Raw genomic sequence first — 24,800 nt, 5'->3', positions numbered from 1 at the left:
CGATACTTCATAAATACAAATAAATATTAAATGAAAAAGAGTTTTGTTTTTGTTTGCATGCTGTTGGTATGCCAAACTGTTTTTTCTCAATCATTACTTCCGTACAAGAACGCTAAACTGCCTGTTGAGGATAGGGTGAAAGACCTAATTGCAAGAATGAACCCAGAGGAGAAATTCTGGCAACTCTTTATGATACCGGGTGATCTGAAGGATGGGAAAGAGAAATATAAGAACGGAATTTTTGGTTTCCAGGTAAGCGCCGAAGGAAGCACTGATGCCGCTGGGCAATTGCTGAGCTACAAAGCGGCGGCTAATGCAAAAGAAACCGCAAAACTTATCAATTCAATGCAGAAATATTTTGTTGAGGAAACCAGGTTGGGCATTCCCATTATCGCTTTTGATGAAGCCTTGCATGGTTTGGTGAGAGATGGTGCTACGGCGTTTCCGCAAGCTATTGGCTTGTCATCAACATGGGATATTCCATTAATGAACAGGGTAGCAACTGCCATTGCGAGAGAAACAAAGAGCCGGGGAATACGGCAGATACTATCGCCGGTAGTAAATGTTGCCAGCGACGTGCGCTGGGGACGGGTGGAGGAAACTTATGGTGAAGATCCTTTTCTATCATCAGAAATGGGGGTGGCATTTGTTTCGCCATTTGAAAAGATGGGCGTGGTTACAACACCCAAGCATTTTTTAGCCAATAGTGGAGACGGCGGCAGGGATAGTTACCCAATAGATATTGATGAGCGGTTGCTGGAAGAGGTTTATCTAGCTCCTTTCGAAGCCTGTTTTAAAAGAGGCGGCAGTCGTAGCGTAATGACGTCGTATAATTCATTAAACGGAAGCTCAAGTACAGCCAATAACTGGCTGCTTAACGAAAAGCTGAAGAAGCAGATGAATTTTTCGGGCTTCATAATTTCAGATGCATCGGCAGTGGGTGGTGCTACCGTACTTCACTATACCGCCAATGACTACCCCGATGCTTCTGCCAAAGCCATAAATAATGGGCTGGATGTGATATTTCAAACAGCATATGAACATCATAAATTGTTTATGCCGCCTTTTTTAGACGGCCGGATAAACTCAAAAACAATTGATGAAGCACTGGCAAGGGTACTTAGAATAAAATTTGAACTGGGGCTTTTTGAAAATCCCTATACCAATGAAGCAGAAGTAAGCAAGTGGAATGGCAATCCTGCCCATAAAGTGATCGCAAAAGAAGCCGCGCTGAAATCAATGGTGTTGCTTAAAAATGAGAGTAACACATTGCCTTTGCACAAAACAATTAAGTCTGTAGCGGTTATCGGTTCAGATGCTGTTGAAGCAAGGCTGGGTGGGTACAGTGGGCCGGGTAATGGCAAAGTGAGCATACTTGACGGCATTAAAAATAAAATTGGTGAATCAGTTAATATACAATATGCAGCCGGTTGTGGCCGTAACAACCCGGAGTGGGTGAGTGTTCCCTCTGCTAATTTATTTACTACGGTAAATGGTAAAACGCAAAACGGTTTATTAGGCGAATATTTTAATAATATACAGCTAAACGGCAAACCAGTTGTTACCAGAGTTGATAATGAAATGCATTTCGGCTGGACGTTATATTCGCCGCACCCTGATATTAATTATGACTTTTATTCAGTGAAGTGGACCGGGAAAATAAAATCGCCAGTCGACGGGGTATTTAAAATCGGGATCGATGGTAATGACGGGTACAGGCTTTATCTGAATGGCAAATTAATTATTGATAATTGGAAAAGCCAGACCTATACCACAAAACTAGCCAGTTATCATTTCGAAAAAGATAAAGAATATGATATTCGGGTAGAGTTTTTTGAGTCGCAGGGCTATGCGAGGTTCAACTTGGTTTGGAATGTAGGTGTACCCAATAACTGGCAAACAAAGATAAGTGACGCAGTAGCGGCAGTAAAAAAAGCTGATGTAGCTGTTGTTGTTGTTGGAATAGATGAAGGTGAATCGCAAGACAGAGCATACTTAAATTTGCCGGGTCATCAGGAGGAAATGATAAACCAAATTGCGGCAACAGGGAAACCTGTAGTGGTAGTTTTAATTGGCGGCAGCGCTATTACCATGTCAAATTGGATTCAAAATGTTCCTTCAATACTGGATGCGTGGTATCCTGGTGAAGAAGGCGGTAATGCGGTAGCCGATGTTTTATTTGGCGACTATAATCCTGCCGGTCGTTTACCAATTACATTCCCTGTATTTGAAGGGCAATTGCCTTTGGTGTATAACCATAAACCCACTGGCCGCACCGATGATTATGTTAACCTCAACGGACAACCGTTATTCCCATTTGGCTTTGGGTTAAGTTACTCGAATTTTGAATATAGCAACCTGCGGTTTGAGAAGAAAAGCTTTGCAAAAACAGGTTCCACAACGGTTTATTGTACCATTAAAAATACAGGCAGCCGTGATGGCGACGAAGTAGCGCAATTGTATATCCGTGATTTGCTTTCATCAGTGGCTCAACCGGTGAAAGCTTTAAAAGGTTTTCAACGCCTGTTTTTAAAAGTAGGGGAGGCAAAGGAAATAGCGTTCCGGATTACACCGGATATGCTTAAAATGCTTAACAATAACATGCAATGGGTAGTAGAGCCCGGCGAGTTCAGAATAATGATTGGCGCCTCATCTAAAGACATCAGGTTGAGAGATTTGATTTCTGTGGTTGAATAGTTACCCTAACTTAATAAAAAACAAGCATTATAAACTCAAGTTTAAAACAGATCCTATAATGATAAACAATAAAAAATATTTTGTCTTTTTTGCTTTGATGCTCACCGCTTTGGTTGGCAAGGGACAAACAGGTAATGAAAAGCAAACAAGTGATTGGCTTATCAACAGTAAGCCATACGTAGCGTCTGTTAAAAAATCAGAAAACGGGAAAGACATTATCCTGTCAAACGGGTTGTTGAAAAGAGTTTTTCGCTTACAACCCAATGTAGCATGTATCAGTTATCAAAACTTGAGCAGCAACCAGCAATTACTAAGGGATGTAAAACCCGAAGCAACATTAGTTATCGATGGCAAAAATTTTAACATAGGAGGTTTATACGGGCAAAAAGAACATGCCTATTTACTGCCTGAATGGATTGACTCTTTTACTGCAAATGAAAATGACTTTCAGTTTAAATCTTATTCGGTATCCGAAATTCAGCCATTTATAAACTGGAAGCAAGCATTTTGGGCGGGTAATATTAAGAAATCCAATGGAAAGGTTCTTACGCTTAATTTTCAGTCGAACACACTAAAAGGTATCGACGTGGCTGTTCATTACGAATTGTACGATGGCATCCCTTTAATTGTAAAGTGGTTATCAATAAGCAACAGCAGTAATCATTCAATAGTTATAAATAAGACCATTAATGAAATACTAGGTTTGGTTGAAGAGGAAAGCGCTGTTCTTGGAACGCCCGAACAAATGCAAAAACAACACGGCATTTACATAGAAACAAACTATGCTTTTAACAATTCCATGCGTTATGATCTGAGCGATCAGACCACTCATTGGAAAACGGATCCGGCTTATACATCGCAGGTAAATTACAGTTACCAAACCCCCTCTATATTGGAGGTATACCCCGAAAAAGTTACTGAAGTTGAGTTACAACCAAACGGAGTTTTTAATTCTGTTCGTACCCATGAGCTATTGCTTGATAGTTATGATAGGGAAAGACGTGGGCTTGCCATCAGGAAAATGTACGCAACCGTTGCTCCGTGGACTACTGAGAACCCAATATTTATGCACCTGCTAAGCAGGAATGATGAGCAGGTAAAAAATGCGGTTGAACAGTGCGTTTCAACTGGTTACGAAGCACTGATACTCAGCTTTGGCAGCCACTGTAATATGGAGGATACAACGGCCGCAAATATTAGGAAATGGAAGCAACTGGCGCAATTGGCACATCAAAAAGGAATAAAAATTGGCAGTTATTCATTGTTTAGTTCGCGCCAAATTAGCGATGAAGATGATGTGATAGACCCTGTTAGCGGTAAGCCGGATGCTGCGGCCATGTTTGGGCATGCGCCATGCATGGGAAGCAAGTGGGGGCTTGCTTATATCAGCAAGCTGAAATATTTTATGGAGAATACGGGTTTCGATATTTTCGAAAACGATGGTCCATACCCGGGCGATGTTTGTGCCTCAACCTCACACCCGGGTCATTCAGGTTTAGGTGACTCGCAGTGGAAACAAATTGAATTACAAAAAGGATTATATCATTGGTGCAGCGAGCATGGCATTTATGTAAATGCCCCTGATTGGTATTTACTTGACGGAACGAACAAAATTGCATTGGGATACCGCGAGGTGAATTTTTCGTTACCGCGTGAACAGCAAAAGATATTGAACCGTCAGAATATTTTTGATGCAACCTGGGAAGAAATGCCCTCAATGGTTTGGGGATTTGTTCCGCTCACTCGCTACCAGGGTGGTGGTGAAGAAGCTGTATTAGAGCCCCTCGGAAATCATTCGAAAGATTACGAACAATTAATGATGCAATACTATGGCGCCGGGGTGCAAGCCTGTTACAGGGGCCCGCGTTTGTATGATACCGATAAAACAAAACAACTGGTAGTAAAAACCATAGGATGGTACAAGAAATACAGGGATATCCTTAATTCCGACATTATCCACCTTAGGCGCGCGGACGGGCGGGATTGGGACGGGTTCATTCATGTAAACCCTCATTTAAAACAAAAAGGACTGGTAATGTTGTTCAACCCAACCAAACAAAAAATCACAAGGAAGATAAAGTTGCCATTGTATTATACTGGGTTATCCACTACCGCTGCTGTGAAAGAAAAGGATAATATAATAAGGAAATATAACCTTAACAGGGATTATGAAATTGAATTAGCAGTAACAATTGAACCCGAAAATTATACTTGGTTAGTAGTAGAGTAATGAAAAAAATAAATAAGTATGAAACTATTCAGATTTTCACTTTTCATTTTTTTGCTTTTTGTGGTAGCAATATTGCATGCGCAAAAAACCGCTCCCAAACCATATGGCGCATTACCCAGCGAGCGCCAATTGAAATGGCATGAAATGGAACGTTATTGTTTCCTCCATTTTACTGTGAACACCTTTACAGACCGGGAATGGGGCCTGGGTGGCGAAAAGGAGAGTGTGTTCAACCCGACGGATTTTAATGCTGATCAAATAGTGTCGACCATTGCCAAACATGGCTTTAAAGGAGCTATTTTAACCTGTAAGCACCACGATGGTTTTTGCCTGTGGCCGTCAAAATATACGGAACACTCGGTGAAAAATAGTCCCTGGAAAAATGGGAAAGGGGATGTGGTTAGGGAGATTTCTGAGGCCTGCAAAAAGTACGGAATAAAGTTTGGCGTTTATCTTTCGCCATGGGACAGGAACAGCGCTTTGTATGGCAAACCCGAATACATTACCTACTACCGCAATCAACTTAAAGAATTGCTGACCAATTATGGAAACATTTCAGAAGTATGGTTGGATGGAGCTAATGGGGGCGACGGTTATTACGGAGGTGCAAACGAAAAAAGAGAAATTGATAGAAAGACCTATTATGATTGGGATAATACTTTTTCAATCATTAGGAAATTACAACCCAATGCATGCATTTTTAGTGATATCGGCCCGGATGCCCGGTGGTGTGGAAACGAAAGTGGTTTTGTAAAAGATTCATGCTGGGCGGCATATACAGCACATGGCCCCAATGGCGACAAACCGGGCATTGGATACACACAATCTGATGAAGGTGAAACAGGTACATTAAATGGGCAGTCATGGATTCCTGCTGAAGTAGATGTTTCTATTCGTCCGGGCTGGTTTTATCACCAAAGTGAAGATACGAAGGTGAGAAGCCTGGAAAGCTTGAAAGAGATCTACTTTAAATCGGTCGGTAATGGCGCTTGTTGGAACCTGAACCTTCCACCTGATCGCACAGGTCAGATTAATGCCAATGATATCAAGGTTTTGGATGCATTCCAGGACTATTTGACAAAATCATTCTCAAAAAATTTATTACAGGGAGCAAAAGTATCAGCGTCCGAGACGCGCGGAAATACTAAGCAATTTGCAGCTTTCAATGTATTGGACAGTAACAAAAAAACGTTTTGGGCGGTGAATGATGCTACCAGAACAGCTTCACTCACTTTTATCCTTCCAAAAGAAAATACTTTCAACTGTTTCGAGATTAAGGAGTACATAAGATTGGGGCAACGCATTAAGTCGTTCACTGTCGAAGTGGAAAAAGGTGGAAAATGGGAACAGGTATTCAAAGGCAGTACCATAGGTAGTAAAAAACTCGCAAAGTTTGATACTGTTTCGGCTTCGAAGGTGAGAATAACATTTTTAGATGCATTGGCTTGTCCTGTGATTGAATCTGTAAAGCTTTTCAAGGTTTTATAAGTTATGCCAAAACCTATTATGATAAAAATCAGGGTAAGTTTTTTCTTGCTTCTGAGTTGCGCAAGCGTTTCGGCTCAACCCGGGGCATTTAAAAATAACTGGACAAAGCCACCGCAGCATATTCCAAATAATGTTTCGATCGATGCCCCTTTAATGGGCAATGGCGATGTAACAATGAGTGTAGAGTATAAGGATGATTGTTTGCGCTATTACTTATCCAAAAATGATTTTTGGCGCCTGAGGTCGCAGGCCGATGGCTTATCAGGCCCAAGAGCGGCGGGTTTTGTAGATGTAAAAATTGAAGGTTTTAACAACGTTGGTTTTACGGCAGAACAACGGATCTGCAACGGTATAACTACTTGCTTATTAAATAAAAATAGCCAAAGAATAGAAGCAAAGTCTTGGGTGTCAGCAACCGATAACCTGGTCTTTATTGAATTGAAGGCAATAGACCATGCAACAAAAGTTTCCATAAACTTAACTGCACCTGAAAATAAACAGGCAAAATCAGAAACCGGCATCATTCGTAATATTCATTGGCTCACCCGTGCCTTTGCTGATAGCGTTGATATTAAAACAGAGGTCGCCATAGCTTTAAAAACTATTAATTATCCAAGCAATACCATTGTAATACAACCCGGCAAAAAATTGATTATTGCCCTTGCTGTTGAAAGCAATTTTAAAAAAGCAAAACCGCTGCAATACGTGCTCGGCCGGATAGAAAAACTTAATAAGAACGGATTGGCAATCCGTAATCAGCAGCACAATAAATGGTGGGGTGCTTATTGGGATAAATCATCAATAAATGTCGAGGACTCTGTTTTGATGAAAGCCTACTATCAGGGGCTTTATACGATGGCAGCTTGCAGCCGGGATAAAAAGTTTCCTCCGGGGATATTTGGTTGGACAACTAACGATACCCCGGCATGGAATGGCGATTACCATTTGAATTATAATTTTCAGGCTCCTTTTTATGGACTGTATGCAGCCAACCGTTTGGAACAGGGAAAGCCGCACGATGCGCCACTGCTTGATTTTATGCCAAGGGGCGAATGGTACGCAAAAAATGTAACCCATACGCGGGGGATTTTATATCCTGTAGGCATTGGTCCGATGGGAATTGAAGTGACCAGGAACTTTGCCGTAGGCGGTTATCAAAAGCCTGGAGATATTGAACAGGGAGGCTTGTTTTATGGGCAACGTTCAAATGCAGCTTATGGGCTGATAAACATGGCCCAATGCTGGCGTTGTACGTATGATGAGGGGTATGGAAAAAAGATTTATCCTTATGCACTGGCAATAGCGAATTTTTGGGAAGATTATTTAAAGTTTGAAAATGGCCGGTATGTTATTTATGGAGATGCAATTCATGAAGGTTCAGGAAATGATAAGAACCCGGTTTTATCGTTAGGCCTTATTCGTAACGCATTTGAACTGATTATTGATTTAAGCTCGACCTTAAAAATAGATGAAAACAGGCAGGCAAAGTGGCGGGACATTTTAAGCAAACTCAGTGATTTCCCGGTTCAAATTCGAAACGGCAAAAATGTATTTCGTTACACCGAAGAAGGCGTTGCCTGGTGGGATGGAAATGGCCTGGGCATTCAACAAATTTATCCGGCTAATGCCATTACGCTCGACAGCAAGGAAGAATTGCTAACAGTTGCCCGCAATACCATTGACGAAATGCAACGTTGGCAGGATATGAACACCAGCAATAGTTTTTTTGCTGCGGCCATCAGGGTTGGGTATGATCCGTTAGTTATCCTTAACGAGTTGCATAAATATGCTGTGCATACCAACCCTAACGGCTTTCAATTAAATAATCCGCATGGTATTGAGAATAGCTGCACCGTCGCTAATGCACTAAACGAAATGCTTTGCACGAGTGCCGGTAATGTTATTCGCTTATTCAGTGTTTTTCCAAAAAATCAAAGTGCAAGTTTTAACGACATCAGAGCTTGGGGAGCTTTCCTAATTTCAGCAAGATCAACAAATGGACTTATCTCTGATGTTAAAATTGTAAGTGAAAAAGGGATGCCCTGTACAATTGTCAACCCTTGGCCCGGCAAGACTGTCCACGTGATTCGTAACGGTAAAAATGCTGAATTTGTAAGCGGTTCGCGTTTTACGCTCAAAACCGTGATAAATGAAACGATCGGATTCAAATTGTGATTCCTAACCAATAGAATAATACCCAAAGCAAATGAGAAAACTGTTTTTTATTGTCGTTGTTTTAATAGCCCTTCCTTATGCAGTTGTTAATGCGAAACTATTATCAACAAACTATACTGCTGATAACAAGGCCGGGTTTTCAGAAAGCCGGTACAGTATTAGTAATTCTTTTATAACGGTTGTTTTCAACCCCAATACTAAGACCCTGGAGGTAAGAAGCACATCGGCAAAGAAAATATTTCTGAAAAATGTGGTGCCAAATGGCGCAACGGGAACGATCAGAAAGGGTGAAGTAACCAGCGCTGTTTTTGGAAAAGGGAGAGTTTTAACTATCACAACTGCCAATGGCGGTTCAATATCATTCACGCTTTACCCCCTGCAACCCTTTTTGTTTGTAACCCAAACAATTAAAAATGAAAGTAATAACGACGTTGATTTAGAGAAACTTAATCCGGTTTCTTTTTTGGTCGATCTTGGAAAACCGGCTACAATATTAAAAACATTAGGTACAGGTGGTTTACTTGATCCGGACAAAAATTCAGGTAGCTATGTGTTTCTTACAACAGTTGACCCCACTACCAGGAATGGGGTTGTAACAGGTTGGTTAACTAATGAAAAAGGGAGTGGTGTAGTATTTTCTGGTGTCGATAATAATTTGGTTGAAATAAAAGCCCAAATTGATTATGGACATTTTCGTTTGCCGGCCGGAAAAAGTGAAGCTACTGAAACCCTGGTTATTGGCTATTTTGATGATGCACGCTTAGGTGAAGAGCAATTTGCTGATGCTATAGCAAAGCAACAAAACATTAAATTAAAAGCCCGCTCTGCCGTTTACTGTACATGGTATTCAGAAAAAAACGGCGGCGCCGGTAGCGAACCATCTACTATTGAGCTGGCTAAATTTATAAAAAACACCTTGCAGCCCTTTGGCCTTGGCGTTGTCCAGATAGATGATCAATGGCAGGATGGCGGGCAGTACAATGGTCCTCATCGCCGGTTCGATCGTGTTGACCCCAAAGGAGGTTACCCAAACGGAATGACACCTACTGCAATTGCCGTAAAAAAAGAAGGACTGACAGCCGGGATATGGTGGATGCCATTCGCCCGTAACCACCAGGACCCCGAATACAAAGACCGGCAGAATTGGTTTGCCTACCGTAAGAACGGGAAGCCTTTCGAAACCCAATGGGGTGGCACATCACTTGATCTTACTAACCCTGAGGTTCAAAGTCATATTGCTTACGTTGCCAAAAAAATGCATAACTGGGGCTATAATTATTTCAAGATGGATGGCCTATATACCGGAACGGTTACAGAGCAGGTTTACATTAATGACGGATACAAGAACGATAGCATTGGTAATAATAGGCCTTTATTTAACCCGCTTAAGACACAGATTGAAGCATTTAGGGATGGGTTAAAGATATTGCGAAATGCAGTTGGCGGTGATGTTTTCTTTTCGGGTTGTTGTGTAAGCCAGAATATGCGATCATTCGGTGCTTCCATAGGCTTGGTTAATTCAATGCGGATTGGCCCTGATTTTAATCACGATGGGCAGACTATTCGTACGGGCGCTATCCGTGCATCACGTTTATACTTTTTGAACGGGAGAGTTTGGTGGAACGATCCAGATCCGTCCATGATAAGGGAAAACGGCACGTCAAGTGCAGATGGGGGCAGTGCGGGGATAGGCAGTTTGACCAGGGCCCGGATGCTGCCTTCGTTCGTTGCAGTTTCCGGCCAGTTTTTTCTCAGCAGCGACTGGCTGCCCAGCCTCCCAGCCGACCGTATAGAAATTATGAAGCGCTGCATGGCTTCACACAGAGGCATTGCCCGACCGGTGGATGCTTTTGATAAAACACTTCCATCTATTTGGATTGCTAATGATCAGAGGTCTGGCACGCAGCGTATTGTAATTGGTTTATTCAATTGGGACACGGTAACTCAAAATATAGGAAGCACCTTACGCCGGGCAGGCTTGAATGACAAAACCAGCTATCATGCTTTTGATTTTTGGGAAAACAAACCACTACCAGATATTTCAGGTTCATATGCAGGTGATCTGCCTGCTGAGTCGTGCAAGATAATTGCTGTTCGTGCTAAGTTAAATCACCCGGTTGTTGTTTCAACGTCACAGCATGTAACACAAGGAATGATTGATTTACTTAAAGAAGAATGGAAGAACCAGGCGCTTTCGGGAATAAGTAAACTGATTGCCGGTGATAATTATGAATTGCGTATAGCAGGACTGAATGATGGCGGCTCATGGAAAATTAACGAAGCGACAATTATTGGAAACAAGGACGGAGTTTCCATTGAAGTTTTACCCCAAACAGAAAATGGATGGTTGAGAATAGCTATTAAAAGCCAAAAGAGCCAGCCAATAAAATGGCAACTAAGGTTTAACAAAGGTAACACCCAGAACCAGTAATACCGCTTCCTGGGCTAAACCTTTTACCTGCTATTTATCGCTTCCCAAAAAGCTTTTTTGATAGCTTAAAGGAGTTTTACCCTTTATCTGTTTAAAATGCTTATGAAAACTCGAAAAATTGTTAAAACCACTCTCATCACATATCTCTTTTATGTTTAATTTGTTATCAATAAGAAGCTTACACGCCTGACCTACACGTATTTCGTTTATAAACTGGGAGTAAGTTTTTCGGCTCCTTGATTTAAAGAACTTGCAAAATGAATTAGGGCTAATATTAGCTATCTCGGCTATCTCTTCCAATGTTATTTGCTTTTTAAAATTGGCTATGGAGTAATTATAAATGGCGTTAATACGGTCTTTTTCTGATTCCTGGAAATTGTTTTGAAATCCAATGGAGGCCAGCAAGCTGCTTTTCCCGCATTCGCAGATAGCAATTAATACTTCCATTAGCAAAATAATCTTACGGGTGCCCTCTGCAGTGATGATTTTTTCTATCAGGCATCCTATGTCTTTACCAAATGGACTGCGGATATGAAGACCTCTTTTTGATCTTTCGAGCGTTGTCCTGATGGAGATGTTTTCAGGCAGGTTTAGAAATAGATTTCCCCAAAAGTTTTCATTGAAATGTACAACGCTTACATCAGTAGCTATGTCGGCATGCTTTTGAAAAAAAATGTTGTCAAACTGCCAGTAATGAGGCAGGTTGGATCCTACCAGTACAATATCACCCATTTGGAACGGGCTGATACTATCTCCAATAAATTGTGTGCCTTTACCTTTTTTAAAATAAACCAGCTCAACTTCCGGATGATAGTGCCAGCGATTGTTAACATCAGGTAAGGTATCCTGCCTTGCGCTGAATGAATCTACCACATCTTTGGATACTTTTAATAATTGAGGTTTCATAATGAAATAATGGCAGGTTGAAAATAGCGAAAGTTCAACTTAATAATCCGGAACTGTATTTTTTTTACTGATAAATTCCAATATCGCTTAATAATAGGGTAAAAACGTAAAATTTTAAGTTTTTATCAATGCCTTTATTTGTATACCAATTGTATCATGACTAACCTGGGTTTAAAAACTAAAGGTTAAATAAATTGAGCCTGCCGGGCAGGTGTTTCGAAATTGTTGATTTAGAAGATAAATAAAAAATATATCTACGCGTTCGGTGAGCATTTCTCGAATTTATTTGGCAAGTAATGGAAATTTATTAATTGCAGGCGCCTTTTTTCTGCCATCAATTAACTGATTTAGCGAGCTTTTACTTGTTCTGTATTTTTTAATTTTTAGTCAGATACTCTTGTTTGTTTGAAAAATGAAAGATTTTAGCTCATATACGGATCGGGACCTGCTATCTCTGCTTAAGGAGAGTAACCATACCGCCTATACTGAAATCTACAAAAGATACAGCGGTATTCTTTATCTCCATGCCTATAATAAATTGAGAAACCGCGAAGAAGCTAAAGATATTTTACAGGAATTATTCACGAACATCTGGAATAAAAGGGAAGAACTGAGAATTGAGACAAGCCTGTCGGGGTATCTTTATACAGCAATCAGGAACCGGATCCTTAAACAAATGGCCGGTAAAGATGTGGAAGCACAATATATCACCTCTATTACGAAATATGCAAATCAATGGGAGTGCATAACTGATCATTTGACCCGGCAGAACCAACTAGCGACCATCATTGAAAATGAAATTGAATCTCTGCCTGCGAAAATGAAAGAGGTCTTCCTTTTAAGCCGTAAAACACATTTATCGCACAGGCAAATTGCTTTGCGGCTTGGCATCTCAGAAGCTACCGCCAAGAAACAGGTTAATAATGCGTTAAAAATACTCCGGGCCAGGCTGGGATTATTTGCATGGCTATTGCTTTTTATTAAATTTTAATTGCTTGATTTTTTTTTAAAATCATCTACGCCCTTCAATGTTCTTAACGGTCTTTACTGTATATATGGACAAAGAAGAAATAAAGCGATTATTTGATAAGTATAACAGCGGGCAGGCAACCGAAGAAGAAAAAGCCTCGCTCGAAAGCTGGTATGTAAAAAATATTAATGAAAAGCCACTTGATTTATCAGCTGAAGAAATTGAGGACGATATACAGGAGGTATTCGGCTTCTTGCCTAAGCCCCGGCACATTATGGCTATGTGGTTTCGTATTGCCGCTGCCGCATCTATTATCTTATGTGTTTCTATCGGGGGCTATTTCCTTATACACAAAAACAAGTCAACACAGCAAACAGCTCAAATCCATGATATAGCCCCCGGCGGTAATAGAGCCATATTAACCTTATCAAACGGGCGTACTATTGATTTAAGCGCAGCAAAGAACGGCAAGCTTGCAAATCAGGGCAGTACGGTAATTAGCAAAAATGCCAACGGCCAAATTGTTTATGCCGATTCCGAAGATAATTCACCTTCACAAAATAATGGGTTCAATATAGCCGCCACTCCACGTGGCGGGCAATATCAGCTGGTTTTAGCGGACGGAACAAAAGTTTGGTTAAATGCCGCTTCATCAATCAAATATCCGGTTGTGTTTAATGGGAGTGAGCGCAGGGTGGAGCTTACTGGCGAGGCTTATTTTGAAGTAGCGCACAATAGAGAAAAACCATTCAAGATAATTTCAAACGGGCAGGAAGTTGAAGTTTTAGGAACACACTTTAATATTAACGCCTACGGCGATGAAAACGCTGTTAAAACCACCCTACTGGAAGGAAGTGTAAAAGTTTCGTCAGCGGTTAAAGATAAAATACTTAAGCCAGGTGAACAGGCACAATTGGAGGGAGGAAATATCCGGATAGCCGAGGTAGATGTAGATGAAGTAGTGGCATGGAAAAATGGTTTTATCACTTTTAATAATGCTGATATAAAAAGTATCATGCGCCAGCTTGGCCGTTGGTACAATGTTGATGTAAGGTTTACCGGGGATATTTCGGAGTTGAGATCCTTTAGCGGAGATATGCCCAGGAGTGCGCCTCTTTCTGAAGTTCTGAAAGCGCTTGAGTTAAGCAAGATTAATTTTAAAATAGATGGCAATAAAGTTATTGTATCGCCTTAAAAGATATTAACCAATTAAATAATTAACCATTAAATAATAAAATATGGAGAAATAATACACCTTAACCCTAAAACCAAAATCGCAATTCAAAAAAAATGCCGGAAGTGCTACAACACGGCCGGCATAGTCTGCTCACGCAGAAGGTTTTGAATTGAGATTTTTAGAAATGTGACTCAATTCATCGAATTTATCAACCCAAAACAGTTTAAATGTATGAAATTTTATTTACATGATAAAAAATGTCATGACCCTGTGTTTTTGTATCGCAAATATCTCCGCATTATGAAGATTATTTTATTGTTAATTATAGCCACCTCACTGCAGGTAAATGCTACAGTTTATGCTCAAAAAATAACCTTGTCCGAAAAAAATGCCCCGCTTGAGAAAGTCCTGAAAAAAATAAGGAAGCAAAGCGGCTACACTTTCTTTTATGAAAGTGCGCTTTTAAAACATACACACGCAATCACTATTGATGTAAAGGATGGAGAACTAAAACCGCTTCTTGACCAGATTTTAAATAATCAATCATTAACCTACAGTTTTGCCGGAAAAATAATTGTTATAAAAAGTGCAGTTCAACCTCAATTGGTCATTCCTCCTCCCGAACAGCCGAAACCGCCAATTAACATAAAAGGTACAGTTGTTGATGACAAGGGGAAATTTTTGCCTGGTGCTTCTGTAAAAGTTAAAGGTACCAACCTGGGGGTTATAACAAATGCCCAAGGTGAATTTGAAATTAAGAATGTGCCGGATGATGCCATTTTAATGGTTTCATTCGTAGGCTATGTTACCCGTGAGATTTCTGTAAAAGAGGATATTGGTGTCATAAAGTTGGTAGCCGCGCCTTCGGTTCTCACCGAAATTGTAGTGGTAGGATATGGTACCCAAAAGAAAGAAAACCTTACCGGTGCCGTAGGAGTAATTAAATCCGAATCGTTAAGCGACCGGCCTACAACATCACCGGCAAACTTACTACAGGGCCTGGCGGCAGGCATGACTGTAACTACACAGGGTAACTATCCCGGTGCTAGCGCTAACATTAAAATCAGAGAAACTTCAACCTGGCAGGGAGGATCGGACCCATTGTATGTAATTGATGGCTTTGTAAGAAATGCTGCTACGTTTTCCCAAATTAATCCGGCTGATATTGATAATATCAGCATATTAAAAGATGCTGCGTCAACGGCAATCTACGGGGTAAGAGGCGGTAATGGCGTTATCCTGGTAACAACTAAACATGGTGTAGCTAACCAAACTTATATTTCTTACAATGGTTCGTACACCCGAAACACGCGTGAAATAACGCCGCGAAGGATGAATGCATTTGATGCATATACTTTTGCAAACCAGGTGTTTGAACAAAAAGGCTTGCCGGCAACAGATCCGAGTTATTACACCCCGGATGAATTAACATATTTTAAAACACATTCATACGACTGGTTAAAAGATACCTGGAGAAATCCATGGAACACTTCGCATAATTTAGCGGTAAGCGGGGGGACAAATACAACTAAATACTATGTATCAGCCGGCTATATCAAACAGGAAGGAGCTACATCTAATTCTTTTAATAAATACAATTTATCAGCAAAATTAGATGGCCAGATTTCAAACCGTATAAGCTTTAACTTGAACATCCTGACGGAATGGGATAACGGGGATCGTCCTTTTTGGGCTTATGATTATGGAGACTTTAATTTGTCAAATATCTATAACAGGCTTCTAATGGTAACTCCCGGGAGGCCATCGTTTATTAATGGCCTTCCTGTTGGTAATTTTGATAACACAAATACCGCCAATCTTGCAAAAGGAAATGGAGGCTATACAAGGCCAACCAATAATAACATTAGCCCATCTTTTCAATTAAAATATCAGATCCCGGGGATAGAAGGACTATCTGCCAAAGGTACGTTTGCCTATAATACAACAAACAGTTATACAAAGGCATGGCGTAATGCTCCTTCTATTTATTATTTTCAAACAGCCGGAACTAATAACCATATTGTTACCGATAAATTGGATTTTAACAGGTCGGGCGGATATAAAATATTGGACCAGGCCCAGATTTCGGGAATTGGAGCACCCACAGAATTACAGGAATCCTACGGTCAATCCTCCAATTATCAACTTGATTTAATGCTTAACTATGAGCGTTCATTTGGGCTGCACAATATTTCTGCCTTTGCCGGATATGAGCAATCAGCGTTCCGGGGGCATTATTCAACTATCTGGGATGATAATTACAGTAATCCCGATTATCAGCAAATTAACGGTGGATCGTCACAAAGCACTGACTGGTACATCAGGGGAGACGAAAATCAACCAACAGGATTTGCCTCTTATCTTGGAAGGGTAGATTATAATTATGCTTCAAAATATATGATAGGTTTTACTTTTAGAGCTGATGGTTCATATGTTTTTCCGTCCAATAAAAGATGGGGGTATTTCCCGGCTGTTTCAGCGGCATGGAATATCTCCAAAGAATCTTTCTTTGCTAATTACGCACGCTATGTTGATTTCCTGAAACTGCGCTTCTCATTTGGTATAACAGGTACAGACAACACGGCCCCATGGCAATGGCAACAAACTTATAATTTTAATTCAAGTTCAGGGGTGTACCTTGGGTCATCCTTACCTATATCTACAACATTGGGTTCTACAATTAACCCCAATATTACCTGGGAAAAGAATAAGAACTATAACCTAGGGTTGGATTTTGGAATACTCAAGAAATTACTTAGTGGCTCGGTAGATGTATGGTATAAAAAAACGAGTGATATACTCGGGCAACGTAATGCCTCAGTTCCAAGTACGGTTGGAGCCAGCCTGCCCGCTGTTAATTATGGTATTGCATCGGCAAAAGGTGTGGAATTATCATTAAGCCATGAAAACCATGTCGGAGACTTTTTTTACCGTGTAGCTGCAAATTGGGCGGTATCATCTAACCAGTATTTAAAATATGACCAGGCCGCTTCGGTTCGTGATTACCAGAATGTAATTGGCAAACCTATAAATGGTGTAATATATGGCTATGTGTCTGAAGGGATTATAAGAACACAGGCCGACGTCAATAATATTTTACAAACGCATGGGGCTAATTTTACCATTTTTGGTAATAAGCCGCAACCCGGGATGTTAATGTACCAGGACATACGGGGCGCATTGGGTGCTGACGGCCCTGATGGGAAAATTGACGGAAACGATCAGCAGCGTATTTCATTAAATGGAACACCGAGGATCAACTACGGGTTTAACTTAACTTTTGGCTGGCACGGAGTTAATGTTACAGGCATATTCTCAGGCCTTGCAAAATATCAAATTATGCCTACTGATGTTTATTACAGGCGGCCATTGCCCGGCAACGATAATTTAACAATTTGGAAAAACGCATGGACGCCTCAAACAGCAGCCACGGCCACAATGCCAAGTGCAATTATGAATGATTGGCAAGGTACAGACAACAGCCAGGAAAGCTCGACTTTTTGGTTGAAAAATGGTGCCTTCCTGAGGTTGAAATCCCTTATTGTCGATTATAATTTACCATCTAAATGGTTAAAGAACTCAACCGTTAAGGCTGTTAAATTCTATTTCAGCGGCGAGAATCTGTATGAATGGAACCATACTAAAGACTGGGATCCTGAGCTGGGTGGCGATTTTAGAACGTATCCCATATTAAAGGGATTCACTTTTGGATTAAATGCGACATTTTAAAAAAAATAAAATATTACAGTATGAAAATTAAATTCAATAAATCATTGGTTTTATTGGGATTGATTGTGCTTTCAATGTCTTGTAAAAAAGTATTTGATGTTAATCATCCCGGAGGCCCGATTACCCCCGAACAGGAGTGGGGAAATCCTGATTTTATAAAAGGATACGTAACGAATTTTTATAACACCCTCCCTTCATGGAACCGGAATGAGGAGATCTCCGCCGAGGCTTTCTCTGGCGGGTCGGGAGGAAATGCACTTAATTTCTTTCTTACAGGCAAATATACAACTCAAACCGGTTACCCTGACAGGGTTTGGGATTGGAGTTCAGTACGTTCTATTAATAACTTTTTTGCCAATATCGATAAAAGCAAATCGGTTTTATCCGCTACTGACTACCAAAGTCTGAAAGGACAAGCATACTTTTTTCGGGCTTATCTGTATTATAGAATGGTGAAAGTATTAGGCGGCGTTCCTATTATTACAACCGTTCAGGATCCAACGGCTGATATTAACACTTTACTGGTGAAGAGAAATAGCTCTCTTGAATGCTTTGAGTTTATCAACAAACAACTAGACAGCGCCATTAATTTACTGCCGGTTTCTTATGATGCAGATAACACCGGTCGGGTTACCAAAGGTGCTGCAATGGCAGTTAAGGGCGAAGCGCTGTTACTAAAAGCGAGCCCATTATTTTGCAAAACACCAAACGCCGGCTATTGGAACGATGCATACAGCGCGCTGGCTTCCGCTAAAACCGAATTGGATGCCGATGGATTCGGTTTATACACCGATAATACATTAAAAACCAATGAAAATATGTGGTATGATAAAGCCGGTGCTGCTAAGGAAATGATTTTAAGCTTACGCTATCATTATCCCGAAAAAACCAACGGTTTTCAACAAGGGCAGCGACCTCTGACAGAAACCTCAGGTGCGGCCGGTTCGTGCGACCCTACCTGGGAAATGGTGAAAGAATATCCTATGAAAAACGGAATGGATATCTCAGATCCAAATTCAGGGTACGATCCCACAGAATTTTGGAAGAATAGGGATCCGCGTTTTTATACCGCAATTGTTTACAACGGAGCCAGGTACGATTTTGCAGACATTACACCCCGGGTTCAATGGATATTTAACGGAATTGCAGGTGACGATGCGTACAAGGCTACCGCTAATTATAATATTACCGGATTTTATTGCAGAAAAGGTATAGATACTACGTTGGGGGCAGTAGGGTGGAACCATCAGGCTTTCGATTGGCCTATTATCAGGTACGCTGAAGTGCTGCTGAACCTGGCTGAGGCTGCAAACGAGACAGGTCATTCAGGGGAGGCCAAAAACTACATCATTCAAATTCGCAAAAGGGCGCATATAGATATTGGTTCGGGTAATTACGGATTGGCAGCATCTGTCGGTACAGATTACCAAAGCACGTTGAATGCCGTTATGAAAGAAAGAGAAATAGAATTCGCCTTTGAAGGGAAACGATTCTGGGATTTGCGGAGAAGGCGAATGTTTAGTGTCCTGAATAGTCTTGGTACGCTGCATGCTTACGGCCCTTACTTAAACAAGGCAGTTGCATCCACCCAATATGGCGTTGATATTACTCAAAGCAATAGCGCAATAGCATTCCAGCTTTCTAATATTATCGTAACCTCACCCGCTTCTTTTGATCGCGATGGCTTTCTAAAAGCAATAACTAAATATGTATATGAACCTATAGACTTGAGTTCAACCAATCAGATTCAAATTCCTGATTCTTATTACTTTGGTCCTATTGATCCTCAATACATATTACAAAATAAAAATCTACAACAAAATCAAGGTTGGGACAATGGATCTTTTAACCCTGTAATTCAATAGATTTATAATAAATTTAATATATCCCAAAATGCTAATAAACAATTAAAAAGAATACCCGGAGCAGCTTATAATTAGGTAAGATCTGTTCCGGGTTATTTCATCTTTTATTGTGTTAAAGAGTATTTTAAATACTGGTTATTTGATATCTAAAAAGACATATTGATTCAGTAGCGATTCATCAGCCTTGCTTAATTTATATAAAAGAAAAGTTACACGTTTTATTTCACTTATTCTTTCGCCTTTTAAGAGTTTTAAAAATTCTAACACCAATTATTTTAAACGCCAAATTTTGATATGCAATCCAAAATCATTACTCAATTAAAAATAGTTGTTACCCAGTTTTTCTGCATTATAGGTTTAGCACCAGGGCTATGCTATGGTCAATTAGATTTATCAACAAACTATTTCAAAATTCATATTGATAAAAAGGGATTTATCACCAGTATGAAAAAAGGTGGAATAACGCCAGGCAGGGAATTTAGTCCAACCGATAAACCCTCGCCACTGCTTTGTTTATATAGTTCTAAAAAAGATAAATATTATTTGCCTCAATCGGCCCGATATAATTTTGCTAAAAGAGAATTGTTGCTTACATACAGTAATGGCTCTAAAGCAAGTGTTTTGATTAAAGCTGTAAATAAAAAATACATTACATTAACTTTAAAATCACTTTCTCCGCGCAACGATATTGACGATATTCAATGGGGGCCATTTCATACTAATATCACCAATCTTTTTGGCGATATAATCGGAGTAGCCCGTGATACAAGCGAAGCCGTAAACTTTTCAATAGGCGCTTTGGCACTAAATGATGCCACTACAGGCGGTAAAGCAAATGTAGCCGGCGATTTTTCGCCATGTCAATATATCATTCATTCACCTGACGTTTCCAGGTTCCCGTTACCTGCTGGTTTGCACGAAGGGGAGATGTTCACTTTAGGTGGTAATGGTATCAATGATGTTGCTTTTTTTTCGCACCCCGAAGAATACTATAGAATCTTAAACGGTAATACTGCCTTTATTGATAGTAAAGGGCAAATTAGTTTAGCGTATCATGCCGTGGACAGGCGGGTAGAAAAAATGATTTATTTTTCTTTAATGCCGTTGATGCCGGCAAACTATCCCGTTCATCAAAAAGTGCAGGCCATTCCTGATTTAGATTTGATAGGCTCTTCCATTGCTTTGTGGGGAGCCCCTGATGATTTGGCATTGAATGTTTTAGAAAATATTGTTGTGAATGAAAAATTGCCTTACCCTAAAGTGAATGGAAAATGGATAAAAAAACCTGCAAGATACATTCCTGATGTAGCATGGTATGGTAATTACGACAGTTGCTTAGTTTATACAAAGCGCCTCGGTTTTAAAGCCATACAGGCAGAAGGCCTGGGCGAGTTCTACCCTAATCGTGCCAATCATGGAAACATTGATTGGAAGATTCCATTTTCTACTGGAAAAACTACTATAAAAGAGTTTACAGATCAAACTAACAAACGTGGAATTTTATTTGGCTTGCATACCCTCAATAATTTTTTGCAAAGCAATGTTAGCAGCGATGTAAGCCCCGTGCCTAATGATAGCTTATGTGTTTTGTTGAAAACAAAGCTTAGCAATAACATTACTGCTAATGATACTAACATTATTGTTGATAATGAGCAATACCTGAATGAATACGGTGGCTGGGAAGGGCACCCCACCAATATAATAAAAATAGGAAACGAATTAATTTACTATAAAGGAATTACTGCTACAAAACCCTACACACTTCAAAATGTAAAGAGAGGTTTTTGGAAAACAAATGCAATAGCGCACAACAGCGGCGATGCGTTGTATAAATTGCAAACCAATTGCTATGGCGGTTTAGTGCCTGATATTTTTTTGCAGGATAAATTGGCTGATTATTATGCACAGCTTTCTAAGGTGAACGGCATGGATTATATTGATTTGGATGGCGAAGAAGGGTTTCTTTATCAAGGGCATGGCAACTATGCTTTCAAGAGATTTTTCAAAAGATTTTTTGAGCAATCTGCAAAACTTGGCGTTTCCTATCAACGGGTAATGGGAGCAACAATAGCAGAAGGCGGATGGCACTACCAAAGCGTATTGAATGTAGGGGGCGGAGAAAATATGTATTTGATAAAAGACAGAAAATGGGCTATTGAAGGAAAGGATATTAGAAATATTTGTTTTTCAAATTTTTTACCCGCCACTTTTGGAATTACCGCGCCGCTTCGCCCAAACTCTACAGTACAGGAATGGGAAAATTTGCAGGCAATTTCAGTAGGAGTGGGAGTAACATACATGATGAATCTATCTGAAAAATCAGTAGAAAGTTGTTTGCAAAAAAATCTAATTTTTCGGGCGATTAAAATCTGGGAAAATGCAAGAGCAGCCAATAGCTTTACTTATACTGTTAAAAAAATATTAGCAGATAGCGCCCGTCAGTTTCACTTAGAAGAAATAGATACCAATACCTGGAAATTGTTCGAATTAAAAAACGGGAAAAATATTTATTTGAAAACCTTGCATCGTGACATCCAAAATGGATATTGAGTGAAAACGTTAAACGGAAACAGGTTAGTTAATTTCCGGTATAAGGTTAGTGTGTGACTAAAAACTTTGACGGAATCCACCACTGACTTTATCAAATAATAAATCTCAAATCCAGGTTAGTGCATTACATAGTGGTAATGACACGATAAAGTTTGAATTGGTTGTTTCTGTGATTGGAAAAGGAGAAAAAATTTAAAATGATCGGGATTAAAATAAAATGTGCTTTGGCATTTGTTATTTGCGCCTCTGCCCTGCAACAGGTAAATGCACAGGTAAGTGAAACTGCATTAGCGCAAACGCTGTTAAAACAGTTGCATGGTTGTATGCATATAAGTGCAATACAGTACAAGGGTACCAGGCAAATCAAAAAATATGAATTTAAACAAAACCATTTGCAAACGGACGGCGCACAATGGCAAATACTATTAAATGAGCGCCCGGTGGTAAATCATGAAGTAGTAGATATTACTGCAGAATTTAAACTGAAAGAAGGGAGATCTTATTCTACTGCGCCGGCAGTTTCGTTTGATTTCAGTGAATGGAGCAGAAAGAACTATGTTATGGTGCCTGCAAGTATGTATAATGGTAACAGGTACCGTTCCATCGGAGACGGCTATAATCCAGCATATACCAGGGACATGTACTACAACCCTCGTGTACCTCTAACCATTTCTAACAATCCACGGCTGTCAGTTGAAACGGATAAGGCATCATTGGTTGAGTTACAGACGGGGAATGCTGCTACACCTGCGATGTGTTTTTTTTCACCTGCCGAAAACAAGGGCTTTATAGTGCTTGCCACACAACAAACAAAGTTTGGCAACAGCGGATTCACTATTGCTGAAAACCCGAAACAGGATAGCTGCAGCTTTAAAATTTCAGCGCCCGCTGTCCGGAAGTTAGCGGCGGGATTTGGAGACTTCCACGATAGTGGTGACCAGGCGCCAAACTGGAAGGCTGGAGATAAAATGACCTTGCACTTGAGATTGTATGTGTTTGATGCTAAAAGTATTCCTGACCTGCTAAAAAAATTTATGCGGATACGTAAGGATTTATCAGGGTCCAATCATCCCCGCAATCAGCTACCCATGAGTCAATTGCTAGCCGCAGGAACTTCTATTTGCAGTAATAATTTTATAAAAGTTCCGGCAGGTAGCTATTACAAACCTGAAAACAATGACGATTTTCAGTTAGGGTGGGTTAGCGGTATGATGAATAGCTACCCCATGCTTGCCCTTAACAACGAAACCGAACGTAACCGGGTGGCCGCAGAACTCGATTTTGTAGTGAGTAAGCTACAGGGGAAAAGCGGGTATTTTTACGGTGGTATAAAGGCTGACGGCGAACTGCGCCCGGAAAAAATGCATTCTGATTTTCCCGTAGTGCAGGCTATGGTTCGCAAAAATTGTGATGCGTTGCTTTTGATGATGAAGCACTTAATGCTTTTTAAGGCACAGGGATATGGCAATATGATAAAACCCGAATGGGAAACTGCGGCAAAACGGTTGGCGGAAGCTTTTGCGCATACATGGAAAGCACATGGAGAGTTTGGCCAATACATAGCACCTGAAACCGGCGAGATCGCTGTATTTAATTCTACGGCAGGCGCTATCGCACCAGCCGGATTAGCCATTGCTTCCGATTATTTCAAACAGCCGGAATGGTTGCAGGTTGCCAAAGATGCTGCCAATTTCTACTATAGCCGGGACGTGGTCGGGCAGGGGCTTACGGGTGGCGATTGTGGCGATATATCGATGGATGCTAATTCAGAATCGGCTTTTGGTTTTCTGGAATCATTGATGGCATTGTATTATTATACGGCTGATAAGGCATGGTTGCAAAAGGCGGAAGTACAGGCTGCTCTTTGTGCCACCTGGACCCTTTCGTACGATCCTGTATTTCCCCCAAACAGCCAGATTGGAAAACTGGGGTGTAATATGGCGGGAGCTGTGTGGGCGAGTATTCAGAATAAACATGCCGCTCCCGGTATTTGCACTTCGTCAGGAGATTACCTCTTTAAGCTCTATCGGGCTACCGGAAATACGCCTTATGCCGCTTTGATACGGGATATTCAGCACGCGCAGGCCGAAGCAGTCAATATGCCTCCGGATCATATTACCACAAACAATTTAGTAGGGTCCTCTATGGAAAGGATTCAGCCCAGTGATGCAGAGGGTAAGGGTAGCGTTGGCAATTTTATTAATACCCGGAATTCCTGGACGGAAACCAATGGCATATTAATGGCGATGGAGATCCCTGGCGTATATCTGCAAACAGACAGGGATGAAATTTATGTCTTCGACGCTGTTGAATCCAGGATAGTAAAGCGAACCAGAGAGGGGCTTGTTATCTCCATCACAAACCCGACGAGGTATGATGCGAATATTTCAATTTTTGCAGAAACTACAGCAGATTCTAAAAAGCAACTGGGTTACACAGCATTCCTGAAATGGCCAAAAGTGGAAGTAAAAGCGAGTGCAACCCGCCTATTTCTGGTTAGCAATAATGGGAAGGCTGTAACTCAGTATTGACATTTGTCGCAGCGGCGACAAAAAACAATTGCATGCTCGTGCATTATTATA

At 40.6% G+C, this 24,800-nt stretch carries 12 protein-coding genes; 11 read left to right on the top strand and 1 reads right to left on the bottom strand.

The features are described 5' to 3' along the window. Window positions 1-30: 30 nt before the first annotated feature. From NAF19_RS06570 to NAF19_RS06550, 5 genes are read left to right on the top strand one after another with little or no spacing between them, the layout of a single operon-like run. Entirely contained in the window at window positions 31-2,697 is a 2,667-nt protein-coding gene (locus tag NAF19_RS06570) for a glycoside hydrolase family 3 C-terminal domain-containing protein (protein WP_252789023.1), read from the top strand. Window positions 2,698-2,755: 58 nt separating this feature from the next. After that, on the top strand, window positions 2,756-4,927 hold the full coding sequence (locus tag NAF19_RS06565; RefSeq protein WP_252789022.1) for an alpha-galactosidase: 2,172 nt from the start codon (window positions 2,756-2,758) through the stop codon (window positions 4,925-4,927). 18 nt (window positions 4,928-4,945) lie between these two features. After that, window positions 4,946-6,415, top strand: coding sequence for an alpha-L-fucosidase (locus tag NAF19_RS06560; protein ID WP_252789021.1), 1,470 nt, complete (start codon window positions 4,946-4,948; stop codon window positions 6,413-6,415). A 3-nt stretch (window positions 6,416-6,418) separates the two neighbouring features. Then, entirely contained in the window at window positions 6,419-8,590 is a 2,172-nt protein-coding gene (locus NAF19_RS06555) for a glycosyl hydrolase family 95 catalytic domain-containing protein (RefSeq protein WP_252789020.1), read from the top strand. 31 nt (window positions 8,591-8,621) lie between these two features. Further along, window positions 8,622-11,021, top strand: coding sequence for a glycoside hydrolase family 36 protein (locus NAF19_RS06550; RefSeq protein WP_252789019.1), 2,400 nt, complete (start codon window positions 8,622-8,624; stop codon window positions 11,019-11,021). A 30-nt stretch (window positions 11,022-11,051) separates the two neighbouring features. On the opposite strand, the gene NAF19_RS06545 is transcribed toward NAF19_RS06550, so the two are convergent. After that, window positions 11,052-11,927: an AraC family transcriptional regulator gene (locus NAF19_RS06545; RefSeq protein WP_252789018.1), complete on the bottom strand. Its 876-nt coding sequence runs from the start codon at window positions 11,925-11,927 to the stop codon at window positions 11,052-11,054. A 412-nt stretch (window positions 11,928-12,339) separates the two neighbouring features. Here NAF19_RS06545 and NAF19_RS06540 point away from each other — a divergent pair, with 412 nt between their 5' ends. The 6 genes from NAF19_RS06540 (at window position 12,340) to NAF19_RS06515 (ending at window position 24,749) form a co-directional block, all read left to right on the top strand. Continuing rightward, window positions 12,340-12,918, top strand: coding sequence for an RNA polymerase sigma factor (locus NAF19_RS06540; RefSeq protein WP_252789017.1), 579 nt, complete (start codon window positions 12,340-12,342; stop codon window positions 12,916-12,918). Window positions 12,919-12,982: 64 nt separating this feature from the next. Further along, on the top strand, window positions 12,983-14,092 hold the full coding sequence (locus tag NAF19_RS06535) for a FecR family protein (RefSeq protein ID WP_252789016.1): 1,110 nt from the start codon (window positions 12,983-12,985) through the stop codon (window positions 14,090-14,092). A gap of 282 nt (window positions 14,093-14,374) precedes the next feature. Continuing rightward, the gene (locus tag NAF19_RS06530) at window positions 14,375-17,803 is read left to right on the top strand and encodes a TonB-dependent receptor (RefSeq protein ID WP_252789015.1); all 3,429 of its coding nucleotides are present in this window, start codon (window positions 14,375-14,377) and stop codon (window positions 17,801-17,803) included. A gap of 20 nt (window positions 17,804-17,823) precedes the next feature. Beyond that, entirely contained in the window at window positions 17,824-19,668 is a 1,845-nt protein-coding gene (locus tag NAF19_RS06525; protein ID WP_252789014.1) for a RagB/SusD family nutrient uptake outer membrane protein, read from the top strand. 294 nt (window positions 19,669-19,962) lie between these two features. Beyond that, on the top strand, window positions 19,963-22,218 hold the full coding sequence (locus NAF19_RS06520) for a hypothetical protein (protein ID WP_252789013.1): 2,256 nt from the start codon (window positions 19,963-19,965) through the stop codon (window positions 22,216-22,218). A gap of 197 nt (window positions 22,219-22,415) precedes the next feature. After that, window positions 22,416-24,749: a hypothetical protein gene (locus NAF19_RS06515; protein WP_252789012.1), complete on the top strand. Its 2,334-nt coding sequence runs from the start codon at window positions 22,416-22,418 to the stop codon at window positions 24,747-24,749. Window positions 24,750-24,800: the final 51 nt, after the last annotated feature.

The organism is Mucilaginibacter flavidus (assembly GCF_024055575.1).
Lineage (GTDB): Bacteria > Bacteroidota > Bacteroidia > Sphingobacteriales > Sphingobacteriaceae > Mucilaginibacter > Mucilaginibacter flavidus.
Note: the sequence above shows the minus strand (reverse complement) of the source record. Positions and strands in the feature narration are given on the sequence as shown.